The sequence below is a fragment of the Paenibacillus sp. BJ-4 genome (assembly GCF_020404765.1).
Classification (GTDB): Bacteria; Bacillota; Bacilli; order Paenibacillales; family Paenibacillaceae; genus Paenibacillus.
This window is the reverse complement of the sequence record NZ_JAIVEM010000006.1, coordinates 290,636-307,720: the sequence shown is the minus strand read 5'-3', so window position 1 is coordinate 307,720 and position 17,085 is coordinate 290,636. Positions and strand designations below refer to the sequence as shown.

14 protein-coding genes and 2 CRISPR repeat arrays (1 of these 16 running past the window's edge) are annotated in these 17,085 nt (G+C 44.6%); all 14 genes read right to left on the bottom strand.

The window, feature by feature from the left end; translation table 11 throughout:
- A CRISPR array of direct repeats spans positions 1 to 305; the repeat unit is 32 nt (it extends 459 nt beyond the left edge of the window).
- A 181-nt stretch (positions 306 to 486) separates the two neighbouring features.
- The gene (cas2, locus tag LCF57_RS03285) at positions 487 to 777 is read right to left on the bottom strand and encodes a CRISPR-associated endonuclease Cas2 (protein ID WP_225999418.1); all 291 of its coding nucleotides are present in this window, start codon (positions 775 to 777) and stop codon (positions 487 to 489) included.
- A gap of 10 nt (positions 778 to 787) precedes the next feature.
- Entirely contained in the window at positions 788 to 1,819 is a 1,032-nt protein-coding gene (gene cas1c / locus LCF57_RS03280) for a type I-C CRISPR-associated endonuclease Cas1c (RefSeq protein ID WP_025716886.1), read from the bottom strand.
- Complete coding sequence (cas4, locus tag LCF57_RS03275; RefSeq protein WP_225999417.1) at positions 1,816 to 2,475, bottom strand: CRISPR-associated protein Cas4; 660 nt, start codon at positions 2,473 to 2,475, stop codon at positions 1,816 to 1,818. Before cas4 ends, cas1c begins: the two co-directional genes overlap by 4 nt.
- Positions 2,462 to 3,337, bottom strand: a complete 876-nt coding sequence (cas7c, locus tag LCF57_RS03270; protein ID WP_225999416.1) for a type I-C CRISPR-associated protein Cas7/Csd2 — start codon at positions 3,335 to 3,337, stop codon at positions 2,462 to 2,464. The genes cas4 and cas7c overlap by 14 nt, the downstream gene beginning before the upstream one ends.
- A gap of 64 nt (positions 3,338 to 3,401) precedes the next feature.
- Positions 3,402 to 5,366 (bottom strand): type I-C CRISPR-associated protein Cas8c/Csd1, encoded by a 1,965-nt coding sequence (gene cas8c / locus LCF57_RS03265; protein ID WP_225999415.1) that lies wholly within the window; start codon positions 5,364 to 5,366, stop codon positions 3,402 to 3,404.
- Positions 5,363 to 6,082, bottom strand: a complete 720-nt coding sequence (gene cas5c, locus LCF57_RS03260) for a type I-C CRISPR-associated protein Cas5c (protein WP_225999414.1) — start codon at positions 6,080 to 6,082, stop codon at positions 5,363 to 5,365. Before cas5c ends, cas8c begins: the two co-directional genes overlap by 4 nt.
- 112 nt (positions 6,083 to 6,194) lie before the next feature.
- The gene (cas3, locus tag LCF57_RS03255; protein ID WP_225999413.1) at positions 6,195 to 8,684 is read right to left on the bottom strand and encodes a CRISPR-associated helicase Cas3'; all 2,490 of its coding nucleotides are present in this window, start codon (positions 8,682 to 8,684) and stop codon (positions 6,195 to 6,197) included.
- 312 nt (positions 8,685 to 8,996) lie between these two features.
- Positions 8,997 to 9,774: a CRISPR direct-repeat array (repeat unit 32 nt; unit sequence ATTTCAATCCACGCACTCATATAGAGTGCGAC).
- Between the two features lie 308 nt (positions 9,775 to 10,082).
- Positions 10,083 to 10,892, bottom strand: coding sequence for an SDR family oxidoreductase (locus LCF57_RS03250; RefSeq protein ID WP_225999412.1), 810 nt, complete (start codon positions 10,890 to 10,892; stop codon positions 10,083 to 10,085).
- Between the two features lie 265 nt (positions 10,893 to 11,157).
- A complete protein-coding gene (locus LCF57_RS03245; RefSeq protein ID WP_225999411.1) occupies positions 11,158 to 11,994 on the bottom strand; it encodes a hypothetical protein in 837 nt (278 codons plus the stop codon).
- A 12-nt stretch (positions 11,995 to 12,006) separates the two neighbouring features.
- Entirely contained in the window at positions 12,007 to 12,759 is a 753-nt protein-coding gene (locus LCF57_RS03240; protein WP_007430135.1) for a vWA domain-containing protein, read from the bottom strand.
- A gap of 72 nt (positions 12,760 to 12,831) precedes the next feature.
- Positions 12,832 to 14,871 carry a hypothetical protein gene (locus tag LCF57_RS03235; protein WP_225999410.1) on the bottom strand — a complete coding sequence of 680 codons (2,040 nt, stop codon included), beginning with the start codon at positions 14,869 to 14,871 and terminating at the stop codon, positions 12,832 to 12,834.
- Between the two features lie 297 nt (positions 14,872 to 15,168).
- Positions 15,169 to 15,444: a WXG100 family type VII secretion target gene (locus LCF57_RS03230; RefSeq protein ID WP_007430133.1), complete on the bottom strand. Its 276-nt coding sequence runs from the start codon at positions 15,442 to 15,444 to the stop codon at positions 15,169 to 15,171.
- Between the two features lie 248 nt (positions 15,445 to 15,692).
- Positions 15,693 to 16,229: a WXG100 family type VII secretion target gene (locus LCF57_RS03225; protein ID WP_225999409.1), complete on the bottom strand. Its 537-nt coding sequence runs from the start codon at positions 16,227 to 16,229 to the stop codon at positions 15,693 to 15,695.
- Between the two features lie 5 nt (positions 16,230 to 16,234).
- Complete coding sequence (locus LCF57_RS03220) at positions 16,235 to 17,077, bottom strand: hypothetical protein (protein ID WP_225999408.1); 843 nt, start codon at positions 17,075 to 17,077, stop codon at positions 16,235 to 16,237.
- Positions 17,078 to 17,085 lie beyond the last annotated feature (8 nt).

The window sequence follows — 17,085 nt, the reverse complement described above, 5'->3', positions numbered from 1 at the left end:
CTCCACTATTTCAATCCACGCACTCACATGGAGTGCGACAAGAACAGATTAGAGCCAAACTTGAGCAGGAATATGATTTCAATCCACGCACTCACATGGAGTGCGACGTTCAATTACATCATTGCCTCGTCCTGATGAAATTATTTCAATCCACGCACTCACATGGAGTGCGACACCATAAAAGGAGTTGTTTTTCATCTTGAGTAAATTTCAATCCACGCACTCACATGGAGTGCGACGCTCTCTTTTCGAGCAGATCAATTCAATTAAGTAATTTCAATCCACGCACTCACATGGAGTGCGACAGCGAAAATGCAGTAATTCATACCCTTATGATATCAATTCCACACATTGTCGCAAAAACTGATGCCAAAAAAGCTTGAATCAACCATTGACTTTTACTAAAGGTAATTGATTCAATTGATTTTCGACAATTTTCGAGGTGCGAAGGACCCGGGGTTTTTATGTGATCTTCACATTCGCACCTTATAAAATAAGTGGACTCTCCATATCGTAAGCCTCTTTGGCCCCTATATGCTCTACTTTCTTTTTGTAGTTATCACCTAAGTTGTAGAAACGCAGGCTGTCTTCCTTTTTGTCTATCAACTCTTCTAATTCATATTTTAAACGGCGGAACTGGGCCGAATCCAAAATACATTCAAATACGGAGTTTTGTACCCTTTGTCCGTGATCAACACACTTTTTCGCAACCTTTGCCAATCTCTTTCTGCCTACTCTGTCTACTGTACTTACATCATAAGTAATCAATATGAGCAAGTGTTCACACCTACTTCCACAAAAATGGAGGATACTCGTCCAAGTCTCCCCGAATATGCCTGGCCAAGAGCAGAGCCTGTGAATAAGGCACCAATCCCCAGGACATTTTCTCATTCAGATAAGGATGAATAATCTTGTCCTGCTTCCGTTCCTGCCAGGCCTTCAATACGATTTTCCTCGTATCATCGTCCATCATAACAGCCCCGTTTTCTTTCTTGTAAAATCCTTTGCCGTGAATCAGCTTTTTGTTAATCAGGGACAGCACAAAACGGTCGGCATATACGCCTCGAAGTTCTTCCATCACATCCAGTGCCAAGGAGGCTCTTCCCGGACGATCTCGATGCAAAAAACCTACATACGCATCCAGGCCTACAGCCTCCAGGGCTGATTTCATATCGTTGGACAGCAGTGTATAGGCAAAGGATAACAGAGCGTTCACATTATCTAATGGCGGGCGCTTATGGCGTCCATGGAAATAAAAATTATCTTTTTGCTGTAAGATCAGCTCATCGAAAACAGAATTGTACTGAACCGCCGCCGTACCTTCCAAGCCCCGTAAAATGTCTAGCTCCTCCACTTCACGGACCTGCTTCATGATCTCTGTTAAAGATGTGCTCACCTTCTTCAAGCGATCCGTGTCAATCCGAAGTTGGTGGTCCCTCGTCGCCCGTTCCAAAATCCATTTATGGTTGTAAATCTTACCTGTAATCATATTCCTGGCTACCAGAGCGCTTCTTCTATCATCATCGGAAATCCGATACTGTTCTTTTCTCAGCACTACATTTCCCCGGCTTTCCCCCGTAACTCGTGCCAAAAAACGTCCGCTTCGCGTCATAAAAGTTAAGTCTATATTGCGTGTTGCACAAGCCCCCATTAGGCCTGGACTAACCCCTGAGTAGCCAAAAGTGCAAACCGCCTCCAAATTATGCAAAGGATACCGTGCAAGAATGGACTCTTCTTGTTTAATTACGATATTTTCCCCATCTAGTGACAAGTACGTATCCGGCATGGTCACAAATAATGTGTTTAGTAGTTTTTTCATTCAGCCAGCCTGCTTTCAATAAAGCTCGAAACTGATTTTTTATTCAGTATTTCGGGAACACATATGTTATGTAGTGAGCAGCTCAGGCAGTGTGGTCCCGCTTTGGCTTTAGGTGTATGGTTTCGCTCAAAATAATGCCGCATCTCCTGCAAGCTTGTGCGCACACGCTCTCGGTCAGCCGCCGTGATGATGACCTCTACGCGATGTTTGATCTCGTCGTAATAAAAGTAGCCCTTTGAAATCTCGCATACGAGCATTTCTTCCAGACACATCACTTGTGCGACTAACTGAGCATGATCCGAATCATTTCGTTTCGGTTTACCACGCTTGTATTCAACAGGAAAAGGAAGGTACGTACCTTCCTCCCCTGCAAGCGGAACGCCGAGTGGATCTCGCACAAACTCTACCACGTCACAGATTCCAGTGATCCCAAGCTCTCTGGAATGTACAGGTAATGCGCGTACGACAAGCTTATCCCCTCTTTTTTCACGAATCATCGGCTGATCCGCTTTTCTGTGCAAATGATTACCCTCAATCGTCCGCACGTTTTCTTCCCATTGCTGCTCTATATGAATTAACGCCCACTGTCTTCTACAGAAATTAAAATGCTGTATACCGGATAGAAGCAAATAATCTTCTTCATTATAGCCCTGCATACTCTTGGACCTCTAAGCCTTCGAGCGGAGTGAGGATGCATTCATAATGTGTATCAAAAGATTTGTCGGCCGCATTTACATTTTCTTTCGGTTTCACTTCCAAAGATCGGTGTACTTTAGCAGATGAGTATTTTCCGAGTTTGGAATTGTGCTCCCACCAATAGACCTTATGTACCTCCATACTACCGTCAGGACGGGCGGAAGATACGTCATTTTCAAACAAGGAAATCAGCGCTCCCCTGATCTTTCCAGCATCTTCGTTGGTAAACCCTGTTTTTTCAGCTAGTTGTGTATTGATGCTTCCCTTAAAAACGTACACGCCAAAATCCACACGGTGCTTCATCCCCATCGTGTCGGAACCTTTTTCACTTCCTGGCTCGGAGTTTACACTTTTGGTAATTTGCATGCTGGTAATATCAATAGGAAGAACACTGGTTGCCGTATGTATAGATACAGGACCTCTTATCCCCACAGATACTCCTGCCCCTTTACCCGCCGCTTTGAATGCGAAAACTTGACCAAAACTACGAACATCCATCCACTCCTGACAGGCCATTTTGGCAAACTCCTCGCTTGAACCTTCCTTGCTCTTAAAAATTTTTCCCAGCTCAGGGTTCGCTTCGGCACGTTCTCTTAAACTATGAAAAGAATCCTGTTTCCGATCATTCGATTGAACAAAGATAGATTCGCCCATATCCTGCAGACGATTTCTTATTTTCCGTTTCAGAGCCACATCTGAAATTTCGCCATAACCATCGTAATTTTGCCGCGGGTGATTGCCATTCAGGGGATCTCCATTGGGATTGGCTTTCGCGACAGACAGTACAACGGCAAAATCAATTTTATGATCCAGTATAGACATATGATGATTCTCCTTTTCATGTAACCTTATATTTTAAAAGATTGTTACGAGCACCACTATTCATTCACATGTCTGGGATGTTGTCGTCTTGGTTGTTTTCATCTCCTGCGTTATTGCCCTCATGTCTCTTTTTATCCGTGTTATGATAGATTTCATAGCGTTGGCTGTAAAATCCGAGCAAATACTTACCGGTCAGCGGTTCGTTATTAAATTCGTCAAATGGGATTTTTGAAGCAACTTCATCAATCATAATGGAATAATAGTTTAGTTGTTTGCCGAATTTAGCTTGGTGTGGCTGCAAGGCATTCTGAATCGTTCTCCAGGTTCTTTCCGGATGCTGTGAAAATACACTCATATAGCGTATGGCATTGGTGGAACGCTTTTTATCCCTATCCTGCCCACTTCGCTCCAGTGCATTTCGTTCCAGTACATCAGCAATGGCCAACAGTCTGCCAAATAAATAGCTGCGATCCCTAATCTCTTCATCTAATGCCACGTTGTATCCCTCCTGTGTGTTAATCAATGCACATGTTATACTCAATGTTTTCTCCCATTCCCATTTGTCCATAGCTACCGGGTTAGAGGCACGGTGAGTAGCACTCCTCACAATATCCTGCGGAATGGGTCGACCATCTACGATACACGGAAGCATTCGTTCCATTAGACCTTTAACGAGTTTATCATTTGCCTTAGGGCCGTATGTCGCGAAAGCAATGTCTTTGGTCGCTGGAGCCCCCCAAAATTGTAATAGCTCACCTTGCTCGTCCTTCTGGTAACGGTGTAACCAGGCACATTTTGAATGCCAATCAATAAGCTTGTCAAAGTACAATTTTTTATCCAAATTCCGATAATACAGAACAGCCATGCGCCCTGTTGTTGCTGAGTCAAGCACTAGAATGTTGACGTTTGCTTTGGACGTCGATTTGACGGCCAGTTTATTGCGATAACCCGACAGGGCTTTGGCCAGATCAAAGGCAAGTTCCTCGTTCGTATGACTTTTGATTGCTGTCGGCCGGGATGATTCAGGACCAAAATCCATTGCAAAGATGTTGTCATTGTTGGTAAAGCTCGGCACATCCGGGTCATCATTACCCCAGACGAGAAAAACACGATTATCCATAATTTTACCTTGACGATGAATCAGCCATTTTAAGGCATTATGAGCTTTTTGGGATACTTCATAGCTGATGCTTGCTGCTTCATGGCTATCGGCAAACCGTCCTCTGAATGTGAACCCGCTTGTATCATTAGCAGAAATCAGCTTTGCTTTATCTCCGGAATTTCTGATTTTGTTTGCATGCTTGTCTGTGCTCGGGAGTTGCTTTCCGGTGACATAACAAATGTCTTTCTCACCCAGCAACTGACTGTAGTAACTAATAAATGAATCATATAGTTCTGTATCCAGCCAAACTTTAGTTAACGCTTTATTTGGTGAATATACATTAAAACGAATAAAAGCACTCTCCAGTTCACCGGGAACTGCCGTAAATATACGTGGTTTTTCCCCAGATGAACGCTCATACTTCTTGTCCCATTTGGTTATTAGCTGTTGATTCTCATCAAGGCATAAAATAGAATGATCCGATAAATCCTTAATCAGTTGGCGCTTGCTAAGATAACGATAGATGCTTTTCAGCTTGGGAGTGGCATATTCTGAATTAGCCCACCCTTCTAACTGCTGAATGTAAGCCGCAAAGGGCTCTTCTTTTTTGACTTTTCCACCATATGCTACAAAATCTCCGGCCACATAACTTAATTTATCGTGCAGCGGATAAGGCGCTACGACAGAGCCAGCCCGACTGGCCGATTTCTCTGTGCAAGGAATTAATGTGCTGAGCTCGTCCTTGTCCAGCACTCTGGCTGAATGAAAATCACCTTGTTCCGTAATTTCCACTTCAATTTGTGCATTTTGAGTTGTATGAGAGATGGGCAACAGCGTGTATTCACGACCGTCACGCTTTTTCTCGGGCAAACCTACACGATCAAGATTCGATTTATATGTTTCATATAAATTTAGCAGCCAGCTCATTTCATGCCCCACCCCTCCCACTCTGCAAGCAGCTCATCAGCGGATTGAACATTATTTTCATCAAACCGTTTGGGATGCATCTCTGCTATGACGCGAACTTGTGGGCATTTCTCCGGTGGAATAAATTCAATAACTCCGTCTTTCATCACCGGATTCCACAAGCGTACCTCCAGCTGATTCCTGCCTGTCTCATCCGGGTAGTTAATGCCGTGTACCATGTTTCCTAGATGAATCTCGCCATAACTATCATAGAAACCGGGTGCTTCACCAAAAACACAAGGCTCCACATAAGCTTGGCATTCTCGTGTACCGAGGAAAATATCTCTACGCCCACCCGCAAGCAACGAGCGTTTGAGGATGTTATGATGCTTGTTTTCATTACGGTCATATTCCATCTCGGGACGATGCACATTAAAAATAAAATGAGCCTGAACCTCATAGCAAGGGTCTTTGAGATAAGTATAGTTAGCAAGCGTATTACCGCCGCCGTATTCAATGGGCCGAATTCCCTTGGATTCCATTCGGATCGCGTTTAGAACACGAACCTTGTCCACAACCATCGTAATCGTAGGTTTCCAGTAAATACTTTCTACGATCCCTTTTAATGCCTGATAGGTAGGGACATTGTACGTTAATTTCTCCCCACCCAGTTTGGTTAGTGGGTCTGTAAACAGTGCATAATCTCCGTACACTCTAAATTCGATTGCGTTTCTCAACTGGCAGCTTCCTCCTTTCAAGGTCTTTTTTCTAAATATAGTACCAGAATATTACTTTCGGCATATTCAGTCAACGCAAAAAACAAGCCCTAAGTCCCAGATGAAAGCTTTCTTAAATAAAAAATCCACCATGCGGACTATCATTTTCAAGGTTAAGCCCATAAGAATCATGATAGGCCCCCTCGGTCAAAGCCAATATTTTACCATCCAGAAAAGAAACCAGCGCCTTATTCTGATCCAATTGTTCTTTCTCATAATGGAATATATTAATGGTGAATTGCTGCGCTCTGCGCAGTAGGCTTGTTAGATCCTCTATGCTTTGCTGTCCATTTAGATCAGCGATGATCTCCTTTCCTTCTTTGTCTCCATCCCCATATGGAACAATAATGGCAGTCGTATGATCCTCAATGACTTGAAAATGTTCTGCCGCTGTCTTATAGCAATTCGCTAAGAATAAGGGAAGAATCGTACCTTTTTCATCGTAATAAGAACGATAATACGTATTCTCTCTGCGGTTAGCAGATAATAGTTCAGTCATGTTTTTTCTTAGCTGAGGTATAAAGTAATTCAAGTCTGTTTCCAGCTCGGTATAATATTTTTTAAAATATATTTCCATGGCCTGTGCAGATAATACGTTACCACCGTAGCAGGTTTCATCACGTTTTAAGTCAATGAACATTTTCCTGGTTATCTCTTTACCGATTTTGATTTCTTTGAGACGCTTGAGATCTTCTTCTTCATGATCAATGACATACACCTGCTTCGTTCCATCTCTTCCATGGCGATTACATCGACCTGCTGCCTGAGCAATGGAATCCAGACCAGCCAAGGATCGAATGACACAATCAAAACTAATATCCACTCCCGCCTCGATGAGTTGTGTGCTAATACAAACGACAGGTTTTTTATGCTCCAGATGTTGTTTTACTTCCTCCAATATGCGATTGCGATGAGCCGGACACATGGAGGTACTTAAATGGTAAACCGGGATGGTACCGTTTCCTTCTATTAATCGGTGATATAGATTTTTGACCATTGCTTTTGTATTGAGAATAACGAGTATGCTTGATTCATCGGCAAGTATTTGCTCAACAAAATTGGCAAGTTTCTCGGTATCCAAAGTATCATCCGTCGCCTTATCAACAATTTCAACCCGCTTAAACTTTTCGATAACATGATCGAGATCATGCACCATTTCGGCATCCGGTTCAATGTCCAGCTTGTTGTGTACAAAATCCAATTCCGGTTGGGTAGCGGTGCAAAGAACAATGCTTGAAGAGGCATATGTTTTTAAAAAATTCAGCGCTTGATTAAACAAAGAAATACAGTGTGTGGGAACTTTTTGGACTTCATCAAAAATAATGACGGACTCACTCAAATTGTGAAGTCTACGGATATTTCTGCTGCCATCTGCGTAAAACACATTTAAAAATTGCACCATAGTCGTGAAAATGATTGGCGAATCCCAATTATCCTTAGCCAGCTTTAATTTTTGATGCGTATTCACAACAACATCTTCAAGCTCATGATCCTCACCATCTATGGCCTCTACTTCGTTCATGACCACATTGGAATGATGCTCCAGAATGTTAGCGTCATCCCGTATAATTTCACGAACCTCCTGAGCGTTTTGTTCGATAATCGTTGTGAATGGAACGACGTAGATGATATGCTTCTTTTCAAATGTGACCGCATGCTTTAGGGCATAACGCAGACTGGCCAGCGTTTTCCCACCCCCTGTAGGTATGGAAAGTGTATGTATCCCGGAAGGCTTGTCTGCAAATTGCTCACATTGCTCGGACATTTGTTTTCTAAGCAGATTAATGGTTGTGTCGGCGTTCTCTCCTGATTGCAGATCGTTAATACGCTCCATTAGTCTTTCGTAATATGTTTGAAATAGCTGTTGGCGATTCATCGGTTCATTGCTGTTCTTCTCGTTTTTAAGGTTAATTTCTTCAAAACAACGGGTATTCGTGCGATCCGCATCGATCAAAGCACTGAAAACAAACTTGGATAGGAACATCATTTGGAGTTCAACGTCTGTCTTATCCTCTCGTTTCATATAATGAGCCAGTTCTATCCCTGCTTGATTCACATAATGATAAAATTCAGATTCCTCCATCACCTGCTCATAAAAAAGAGCGACTGCACCATCAAATCCCTCTAATTCTCGATCACGCACCCGGTCCAAAAATTTCGATTCCAGATTTGGGTCTAGAAAATCCTGTAGATAGGCATGATGTGAAATAATCGCATTTCCTACAACTTCGGATAATAAAGCTTTGTTCATGAAATCCTGCTGATCAAATGCTCCCTGAGGCTGGATATGTAAGAGATTGTACAACAACTTCCCACCAGCGGTAGAATGATCCACGCTTCCTCGTTTCGGTGGATTGTCAGGATTTTGTACGGCTAAACGTATGTAATGCTGGAATTTTTCTGTGTATTTCCCCAAGTCATGCAGCATACCAGCGAGTCCGGTAATATGTCGTATGCCTATTTTATCGCCAAAGGCCTCTGCTAATTGTCGAGTTTCCAATAGATGTTCAGCAACCGTCTGAATCACTTGGTCACTTTCCCGTATGTGGGCGATATACTCCATTTTTTCACTCCTTTAATTTCGGCCTATATGAGCCTATACTTCTGCTGAATGAGTCTCTTGAACTAAGACTTATTTACTTTTTTCGACATTGATTTACATTTTCCTCCCAAACAAATTATTTTAGAGAAAAATTCAGTATTTTGAGCGAATCAAGCACTCATAAAAAAATCCCCAGAGCTCTTTCTCTGAGGATTCTTGACATACACCAAAATTAAATATTTTAAGTTCGAATTACACTTACAAAATGAGTTTTAAAATACATCTTCATGTGGAGTGGGCATGGATTGCCAGTTACATGCAACCCGCGCCCCGATTTTAACCCACGCACTCATATAGAGTGCGACATGTTGAGATCGATCCGCAGATGATGCGTATCTACAGATTTCAATCCACGCACTCATATAGAGTGCGACGGGCAACAAGCCACGGGAGCCGATGCCGTATAAGGAATTTCAATCCACGCACTCATATAGAGTGCGACCACAGAGCCTTTTGTTTGTTGAATATAATAATAACGAATTTCAATCCACGCACTCATATAGAGTGCGACGTTATTTGCTGGCTTTATTCTTCGGCTTGTCATCAAATTTCAATCCACGCACTCATATAGAGTGCGACTCGAAGGGATATGGTATTTTTTCTCAAAACTTTTTATTTCAATCCACGCACTCATATAGAGTGCGACCCCACCATTTAAACCCTATTGAGGATGTGATTCTATATTTCAATCCACGCACTCATATAGAGTGCGACTAAGCTATCCAAACGTTTCCACCCATAACTACATATTTCAATCCACGCACTCATATAGAGTGCGACCTGGCTCCATACGCTAGGAAACCTCCTTTCATTATTGATTTCAATCCACGCACTCATATAGAGTGCGACTGACGGCATCCACAAAATTCGTAACAGCGTTGTATATTTCAATCCACGCACTCATATAGAGTGCGACGGCGCGTTGATAGGGGATTTTTGTAGCATGCCTAGCAATTTCAATCCACGCACTCATATAGAGTGCGACCAGGAGATGCTAGAGCCGAATACTTTGACTTTGAATTTCAATCCACGCACTCATATAGAGTGCGACAGCGAAAATGTACCCAATTGATCCAGAAAAGATATCAATTCTGTACATTTTCATAAAAACGATACCAAAAAAGCTTGAATCTAGGATTGACTTTTATCGATGAAAGCTGATTTGAATCCTTTTCGACAAATTTCGAGGTGCGAAGGATCTAGGGATTTTATGTGAGCTTCACATTCGCACCAAACAATAGAGAGAGAGAAAATTTGCTTTATCTTCCTTTATACATATACCATAAATAAGCATCATAACCAAGACCATACACTCAAACAACGTTCATCATTTCTCTATGACTAAAAATCTGCTCAGCGCTAAAACAATAAGGATTCCGCCCCATCAATCACAATTTGTGCGCCAGTGATATGACGCGAATGATCGGAGGCCAAAAAGGTGACTAAATCAGCTACCTGCTCGGGTTGACCCGGCCCATTAGCCAACGGCTGCCCTCCTTCGGGAAACTGAACAGGGATGGTAATCTGCTTTAACCTTTCCGATTTCTCCGTTGTTTCATCAATATTGGTCGAAATGGCACCAGGATAGATGACATTGACACGGATACGGAATTTGGCCAGCTCCAGCGCCGCCATTTTAGCAAACCCGGTTTGACCTGCCTTCGAAGTGCTGTAAGCTGACATCCCAAAGCTGGTAAAACGCTGATTTCCATTAATGGAGCTGGTAATGATAATGCTGCCGCCCCCGTTCTTTTTCAAATGTGGCACCGTATACTTCACCGTCAGAAAGGTACCATCCAGATTTGTAGATAATGTTTGCCGCCAATCCTCAATGCTCAAATCTTCAATCGGTCCAACTACTCCGTTAATTCCGGCATTGGCAAAAATGATGTGCAACCCGCCAAACAATTCTACGGCTTCCAACACTGCTTTCTCCACACGCACCGGATCGGCAATGTCCACGTCAAATGCCCGTGCTGATCCTTCTCGTATGGAATTAATTTCTCTTTCCGTCTCCAAAATCCGCTCATTACTTACGTCAAAGAGGGCGACATTCGCTCCTTCTCTCGCCATTTGAATAGCCGTTGCCTTGCCAATGCCAGAACCAGCCCCCGTGATTAGAGCCGTTTTGCCTTCAAAGCGCGCATTTCCTACAGATGTGTAGCTCATATGTATCTCTCCCTTCAGTTTCCTGTATAATCACAAGATTACCCAAAAGGGGATACTTTATAATCACCATTTTTGCGCGTTTTTTGCTATTCCTTTGCGATATGGAGGAAAAGAACGAATATTACGCGAATTAGCGCATCTTTTCTTCTTGTATCTCGATTGCATTCCAAATCTATCTTAACTGTTTGTTTTTTTGTATGTATGCATCAAAAAAGGACGTCCTCCAGCCATTGACATGGATGCAAACGTCCTTTTGCTTATTCATTTACCACTGCAATTCAATAAATGCCGCATCATCATCAAGCCCCCCGGTATGGGATGCATCCAGCAATACTTGTATCTGCTCATCAGGGACAGGCTCGCAAATAGGGTCCAAATCGGATAAACCGTCACTATATACCTGTAGTCTCATTGGCATATCTGCGGGTATGCTTCTTTCGTACCAATGAGGCTTACCTCCGATCGGTCCACGGCTTGTGGACCAGCGCTCTGCTGTAGAGAAGGTATGATCAAACAACTCGCTGATTTCCTCCGCACCGTTCCATAGTCGCAAGCGTGAATCGCCCTGCCAGGCAAGTCTAAGACGCCCACGAGCACCGCGCTTCGGCAGTTCGATTTTACCGCAAATATACATGGACTGGCTTCCCTGACGACGTTTGTCCTCCAATACCGAACGCATTAAGCCTGATTCGAGATTCAAAGGCTGCCGATCCAATTCCTCTGTAGCTGTACCGGCCAAGCGTTCGAGATACATCCTCAATTGATCAGCAGACAGATCCCGCCCCTCTTCCAGCCAATCCAGTAAAGAAGAGCCCAGATAGCGAGCTGCAAAATCTCCTCGATAACTGAGCCCGACACCGTCACACAAGACAAAGCAACAGACGGATTTATGAATCCGCACTGCGGCAAAATCCTGTCCGCTTTCCCCCATGCTGGCAGATTCGGCAGACCTTCCATAGCCATAACGACACATAAAACGACTATGATGAGATGATAAAGGCTGATCGCCTGTCTGAGAGCTTATGTAAGCAAAATGCTGAGCCAGCCTTGCATTCATTCCCTTTCTTTTGCTCGCGGGGAGCAGGGACAGCAGTGGATTCATGCTTTTACCTCCTTACCGTACAGGCGTTGCGGCCGACATTTGAAAACCGATGGACACCAGTTCCGCACAGGTTCCAGGCAGCATCATAATCGCCCCTTCACCCAGCTGATAATCTGCCTCAAACAGCATTTCCCGATAGCTTTCAGGGAGTACAGAAGACATATTACGCAATTTCACAGCATGCTCATCTTGCAGCGGTGTATTGTGCGTCAAGCCTTTCCAGCGACGAGGGTCCTGAATAGGTGTCTCCAGCAGTCTGTCAGATAAAAATATATTTTCTACCAGCACATTTCCATCCGGTACGCTCATGCTCATAATGCGCTTGGCAATCGGCTCCGGATCATCGCCTGTAGATACCCCATCTGTCATATGGCAAACCAAAGGAGCAGGACAATCCTGCATCCCTGGCAGCTCTGCTTGTAAAATACGCTCGGCTTGCAAGAAAGCCTTTGCGGAATCTGAAAACCGTTTGGGCGTCAAATCGGGCAACGAGCCAATGGCTGCGATTTCATCAATCCCTTTTACACCGTTCAACAGATCATACACGTCGTCACTGTAAGCCAAGATCGCAATCCGGTAGCGTGCAGTCAGACGATTCCCTTTGGTTGAACGGAAAACCATCTGCCGGATCGCCAGCGATATAGCCTCATACACAACGTCAATGCGCCGTCGCCCCTCCATCAGCATGTTCATCGACGCGCTGATGTCAATCAGGTAAATGATCAGGGCGGGGGTACGTTGTGAAGCCTGTATTGTATAATTCATGGTTTGTACATGCTCCCCTCAGTTACCTTGTATCTCTATCTATCAGCCTATCTATCATGAATAGTTCAATAATTAAATTTTAGGCAGTCTAAAATTCGTGTCACTTAAAAAGTTATAGATAGAAGAAGCCCGATATCCTACTTCACCTACCTTACGATAATAGGATGGATTACTATCGTATAATGCTCTAAAACGATTGGCAAAGCTCTTTGCCTTTGCCGTGCTCCCCCCCTCCTGGGAGGCATAAGCCTTGTTATACAGTGAAATAAGCTGGAGAACGTTCTCCTTGTTACGTTCATGCATCGACGCCTCTTGCTTTTGTGCTGCCTCAGCTGCCGCCTTACGCGCTGCCTCTTCCTGGGCTGCACGGGCTTCCTGATCCTTTTTCCATGCCAAATACTTTTCATACTTTGCCTGCTGATCATATACTTTTTGCTTGGCCAGCTTGACAGCTGCCTGATTCTCTTTTTCCTTTTGGGCAAGATAAGCTTCATATTTGACCTGTTGATCTATAAGGGCCTGCTGTTTTTTCTGCTCTTCCTGCTGCTTTTGGGTAAGAGCATGTTGCTTTGCCTGTTGTTTGGCCTGCTCCTCCGCTTCCTGCCGTTGCTTCTCAGCTAACACCTTTTGAGCGGCCTCCTGTTCTGCAGCCAGCTTGGCTTGTGCAGCCTTCACGGCTTCTTCCTGTTTTGCTGCCTCAATTTGCCGTTGATTGGACTGATCCGCAAGAATCTTAACGGTTGGAATTCCAACAGCTAAGAAAACGACCGCAGCCGCTGTCGATACGATAAACGTTTTCGAGCGATACCAGGCTGCCGATTTTTCGGGTTGCTCTGGTGTCTTGGGATTTAACTGCTCTTCCAGCCCTGTAATAGCAGCCGATACCTCGACATGCAGAGGACTGCCGTCTTCTACAAAATGATACAACGACCGATATACTTCCAGCGCTGCAGCAGGTTTGTTTTGCTGCTCCAGATCACGGGCCTGTCGGAACAGCTTGTCCGTTACCCCACGCTGTCCCTGCTCCTCAGCGGCCTGATTAAGCAGCGCAGCCTGCTCAGCTTCGAGCGGTGCAACTAAAGAGGATGCTGGCTCAACGGAAGAACTACCTACGGCGGCGGCTTGTGCTGTTTCTGTCGTCTCAAGCTCTGTCGCTTCTACTTCAACAGGAATTTCCTGTTCAGTAATGCCATTAAGCACAACCAGCCATTCGCCAAAGGTAGGACAACTGCTTAAATCCTGACTATCCCAGGCACGACTGAACAGTTCTACCACCTTGCTTCCCCATCGGGATTCCAGTGATTTTCGTAAAATAAAATATCGTTCGCAAGGCGTCTGCATTTCGTGCTGATCAAAATAGCTTTCGCCCCACGCTTTATCTATGATTACACGGTCAGACCAGCCCAGCATTTCTCCAATAATAATGGCCCCTGCAAAACGGTCTGCGTATGCGCTCCATAACCCGCTGTGAACGGTACGGTGTGCGGCATATCCTGGTGAACCTGCCAATAGAGCGTCTGGACGATCCATTTTGGTACTATACATTTGCTCCACGTCCACCAATTCTACAGCTGACGTGCCTTCAGGCAGTTCCACTTCAGAAAAAAACGGAAGCATGACATTTGGCGCTGATAAATCACAGTGCGCCAGTCCTTTTTGCTCCATAGCCGAACCGATCCCTGCCAGTGCTCTGGCTAAAGCCAGACTATCGGAAGCCTCAAGCTGACGCTGATCTGTGAGGCAATCGAACCACGTCGTACCATGAACCCATGGCATCAGTACCGCATACAGCAAATCAGGCTGTTCGGCGATCAGACTTCCGTTTCTTTCTGGAGTGAGCACATCACGCTTGCACACCTGCAAACCGGGAATATCCCCGTATGCTTCCATATGCTCAGATTGATAAACCATAGCCGGGATACGGAACTTCGGAAAAAACACTTTAAGGGCTTTAGCCTCATGTGGCGCTCCACTTTTAGCATTCAGCTGATATACAATGCCTTGACGCCCCGCTTGAGCATAGGCCAAACCGGGTGCAACTGGATGTCGTCCAACCACATAAGCTGTGCCGTTTATGATCAATTCGTCTCCCGGATTCGGTTGAAAAGACATGAAACATCCCTCTCCTTATATCGTTCAGTATGCTAGTTTCCTCACTTTAATATAAATTTCTGTGGATGGCAAGAAAACCGGGTGTCCTAAGATCGCCCGGTTTTCTTAAAATATAAGAAAGTATACGTTTAACGTTATCCTCTGTTCTTATATTTATCTGCAGAAATGGATATCATCCTGGTAAAGGACAGCCAAACCGTTTCTACTTGGAACCATCTATTCTAAACTGTGAGGAATGGTTCACATATTGCTTCTTTATAGCGTGGTAAAATTATGAAGAAATGCCTGGCTGGCGGCTTACTTAGCTTGGTCAACCGTACGGAATTTGTTAGCGATAGCCGTCAATTCCTGGCTGATGCTGTTCAAAGTCGTTACGAAAGCTTGCATTTGTTTGCTAGCTTCCTGAAACTCTTGGAAGAAACGTTGCTTAGTCATACCTTCCCATTGACCTTCCATACCTGAGATGGACTGTGTCAGACTGGAAACGATTTGCTGGCTTTGCTCACCGCTTTGTTTAAATTGGTTAGCTACCTGATCGACCTGTTCTGGTGTAATTAAAATGCGTCCTGCCATTTTTATGAGTCCTCCTTGATGATAAAAAATGTTTATTGTTTAACTGGTTCAAATTGTACTATGGTTATTGAATTCCCTACAAAAGGCAAAGGTCCTAAATGCAATTATCCCACTTTTTAACTATATAACAGCATCTAACAGTATGATCCTGACAAAAAAGACACCTAATAAGTCCCAAAAAACCGGGAATAATGGTATTAATTCATTCAAACTCGCAATCGAACAAGATAATCATGGAATTAAACCTGCTATGCGACAGGTTGATCTCTCACTACAGACGGGTCCGTAAAATACCAATCCTGTGGACTGCCGGAGGATGCCTGCTCCAGAATATCCATCTTCAGTGTTCCTGCATCTGAAGATGGTATGCCGGTAATGGCATGTACGACAGACTGCGGGTTTGAAATCAGACCGCTTCCTTCCGAAGTTTGCCCGGGCAAAATAGACGGGGATTGCTGATTCGACCAATCGAGCATCGTGACGGGGCGTCCCAATGGCTGGCTGGCAAATGACAGAATCGTATGATAGTTGTGGTCAACAGACTGAAACTCCTCTGCCTTTCGGTTCAGTTGTGCACCTGATGTATGGAGGTAAGCATGAATCTGCTCCGACATTCGCTTGGCCTGCATCCAATGATCCAAGACCGTCTCACGTGCAGATACATCCCAATCCAGCGATTGTAACGCCTGCTCCAAACCTGCTGTTAACTGTTGAATTTGCTCCGCCGCATGCTGTAGCTGCCCGCTAAGCCCCCGAAGCACATCCGGTTCAACTCGAATGCGCATATCCATCACCCTTCTTCTGTCGCTTCTTCAGTTACTGTCGACTGTCTCAGCCAATTTAATAATAAATCCACAAATTGATCCCTCGAAGTCATGGCTGCAATAAGCCAGTCTCCATTACCATTAGAGCTCATACGAAATATCCAGCTCATTGCAGGACACAGGACAAAAGCTGCCCGTTGTGATTCCCACTCCCTGCCGTTCCAAACCAGCAATTGCAGCTCTCCTTCGGCTACTCGGGAGCTTAATGACTGGGCCAGCTTGGCAGCCCCCTCCGCATCTCCGCTAGTCTCGGTCAGTTTACTGCTGATTAGAGACACATTCTCTCCTGCAGATTGCTTATAAATTTCATTAAATGCCTGCTTGGAGAACATGAGCGCAGGGGATTCAGGCACAAGCCGATCTACCCAGCCCATTTCATCAATCAACGATTCACATGCCTTTTCCACATTACCCAGATCGTACAGGCGATACTCATCGGGTTCATCAACGGATTTCACAAGCTCCACCACACGCTCGTTCGTGCAATGAAGGTAGCCTTCAAACCGCTTGCCTCCCCGTGTATAACGTATGCGGCAAGCCCTGTTAGATAATCCGGCGATAGCAACCCTCGAAAAAACAGTAGGGGGCATTGCCAACTCTTTGCCCTTATCTACCCGTTTTAGATAACCCTTTTCCAGAAGAGCAGCTTTTACCTGTTCCCACTCTTCTGCCAACTCCTCCGCTAGATAGCCCTTGAACGGATCTTCCACCCCAAGCAGTCTGTCAGAACCCAGCACGCCTGCCAGAAAAAACAGTTCCTTCGACTTGAGGGTTATTAACTTCTGCTTGGAAGCTTGAAACGTTAACATTATGAGCC

Coding starts and splice junctions, on each gene's coding strand:
- cas1c (WP_025716886.1), bottom strand. CDS start 1,819: ATGAAAAAACTACTAAACACATTATTTGTGACCATGCCGGATACGTAC.
- cas4 (WP_225999417.1), bottom strand. CDS start 2,475: ATGCAGGGCTATAATGAAGAAGATTATTTGCTTCTATCCGGTATACAG.
- cas7c (WP_225999416.1), bottom strand. CDS start 3,337: ATGTCTATACTGGATCATAAAATTGATTTTGCCGTTGTACTGTCTGTC.
- cas8c (WP_225999415.1), bottom strand. CDS start 5,366: ATGAGCTGGCTGCTAAATTTATATGAAACATATAAATCGAATCTTGAT.
- cas3 (WP_225999413.1), bottom strand. CDS start 8,684: ATGGAGTATATCGCCCACATACGGGAAAGTGACCAAGTGATTCAGACG.
- LCF57_RS03250 (WP_225999412.1), bottom strand. CDS start 10,892: ATGAGCTACACATCTGTAGGAAATGCGCGCTTTGAAGGCAAAACGGCT.
- LCF57_RS03245 (WP_225999411.1), bottom strand. CDS start 11,994: ATGAATCCACTGCTGTCCCTGCTCCCCGCGAGCAAAAGAAAGGGAATG.
- LCF57_RS03240 (WP_007430135.1), bottom strand. CDS start 12,759: ATGAATTATACAATACAGGCTTCACAACGTACCCCCGCCCTGATCATT.
- LCF57_RS03235 (WP_225999410.1), bottom strand. CDS start 14,871: ATGTCTTTTCAACCGAATCCGGGAGACGAATTGATCATAAACGGCACA.
- LCF57_RS03230 (WP_007430133.1), bottom strand. CDS start 15,444: ATGGCAGGACGCATTTTAATTACACCAGAACAGGTCGATCAGGTAGCT.
- LCF57_RS03225 (WP_225999409.1), bottom strand. CDS start 16,229: ATGCGCATTCGAGTTGAACCGGATGTGCTTCGGGGGCTTAGCGGGCAG.
- LCF57_RS03220 (WP_225999408.1), bottom strand. CDS start 17,077: ATGTTAACGTTTCAAGCTTCCAAGCAGAAGTTAATAACCCTCAAGTCG.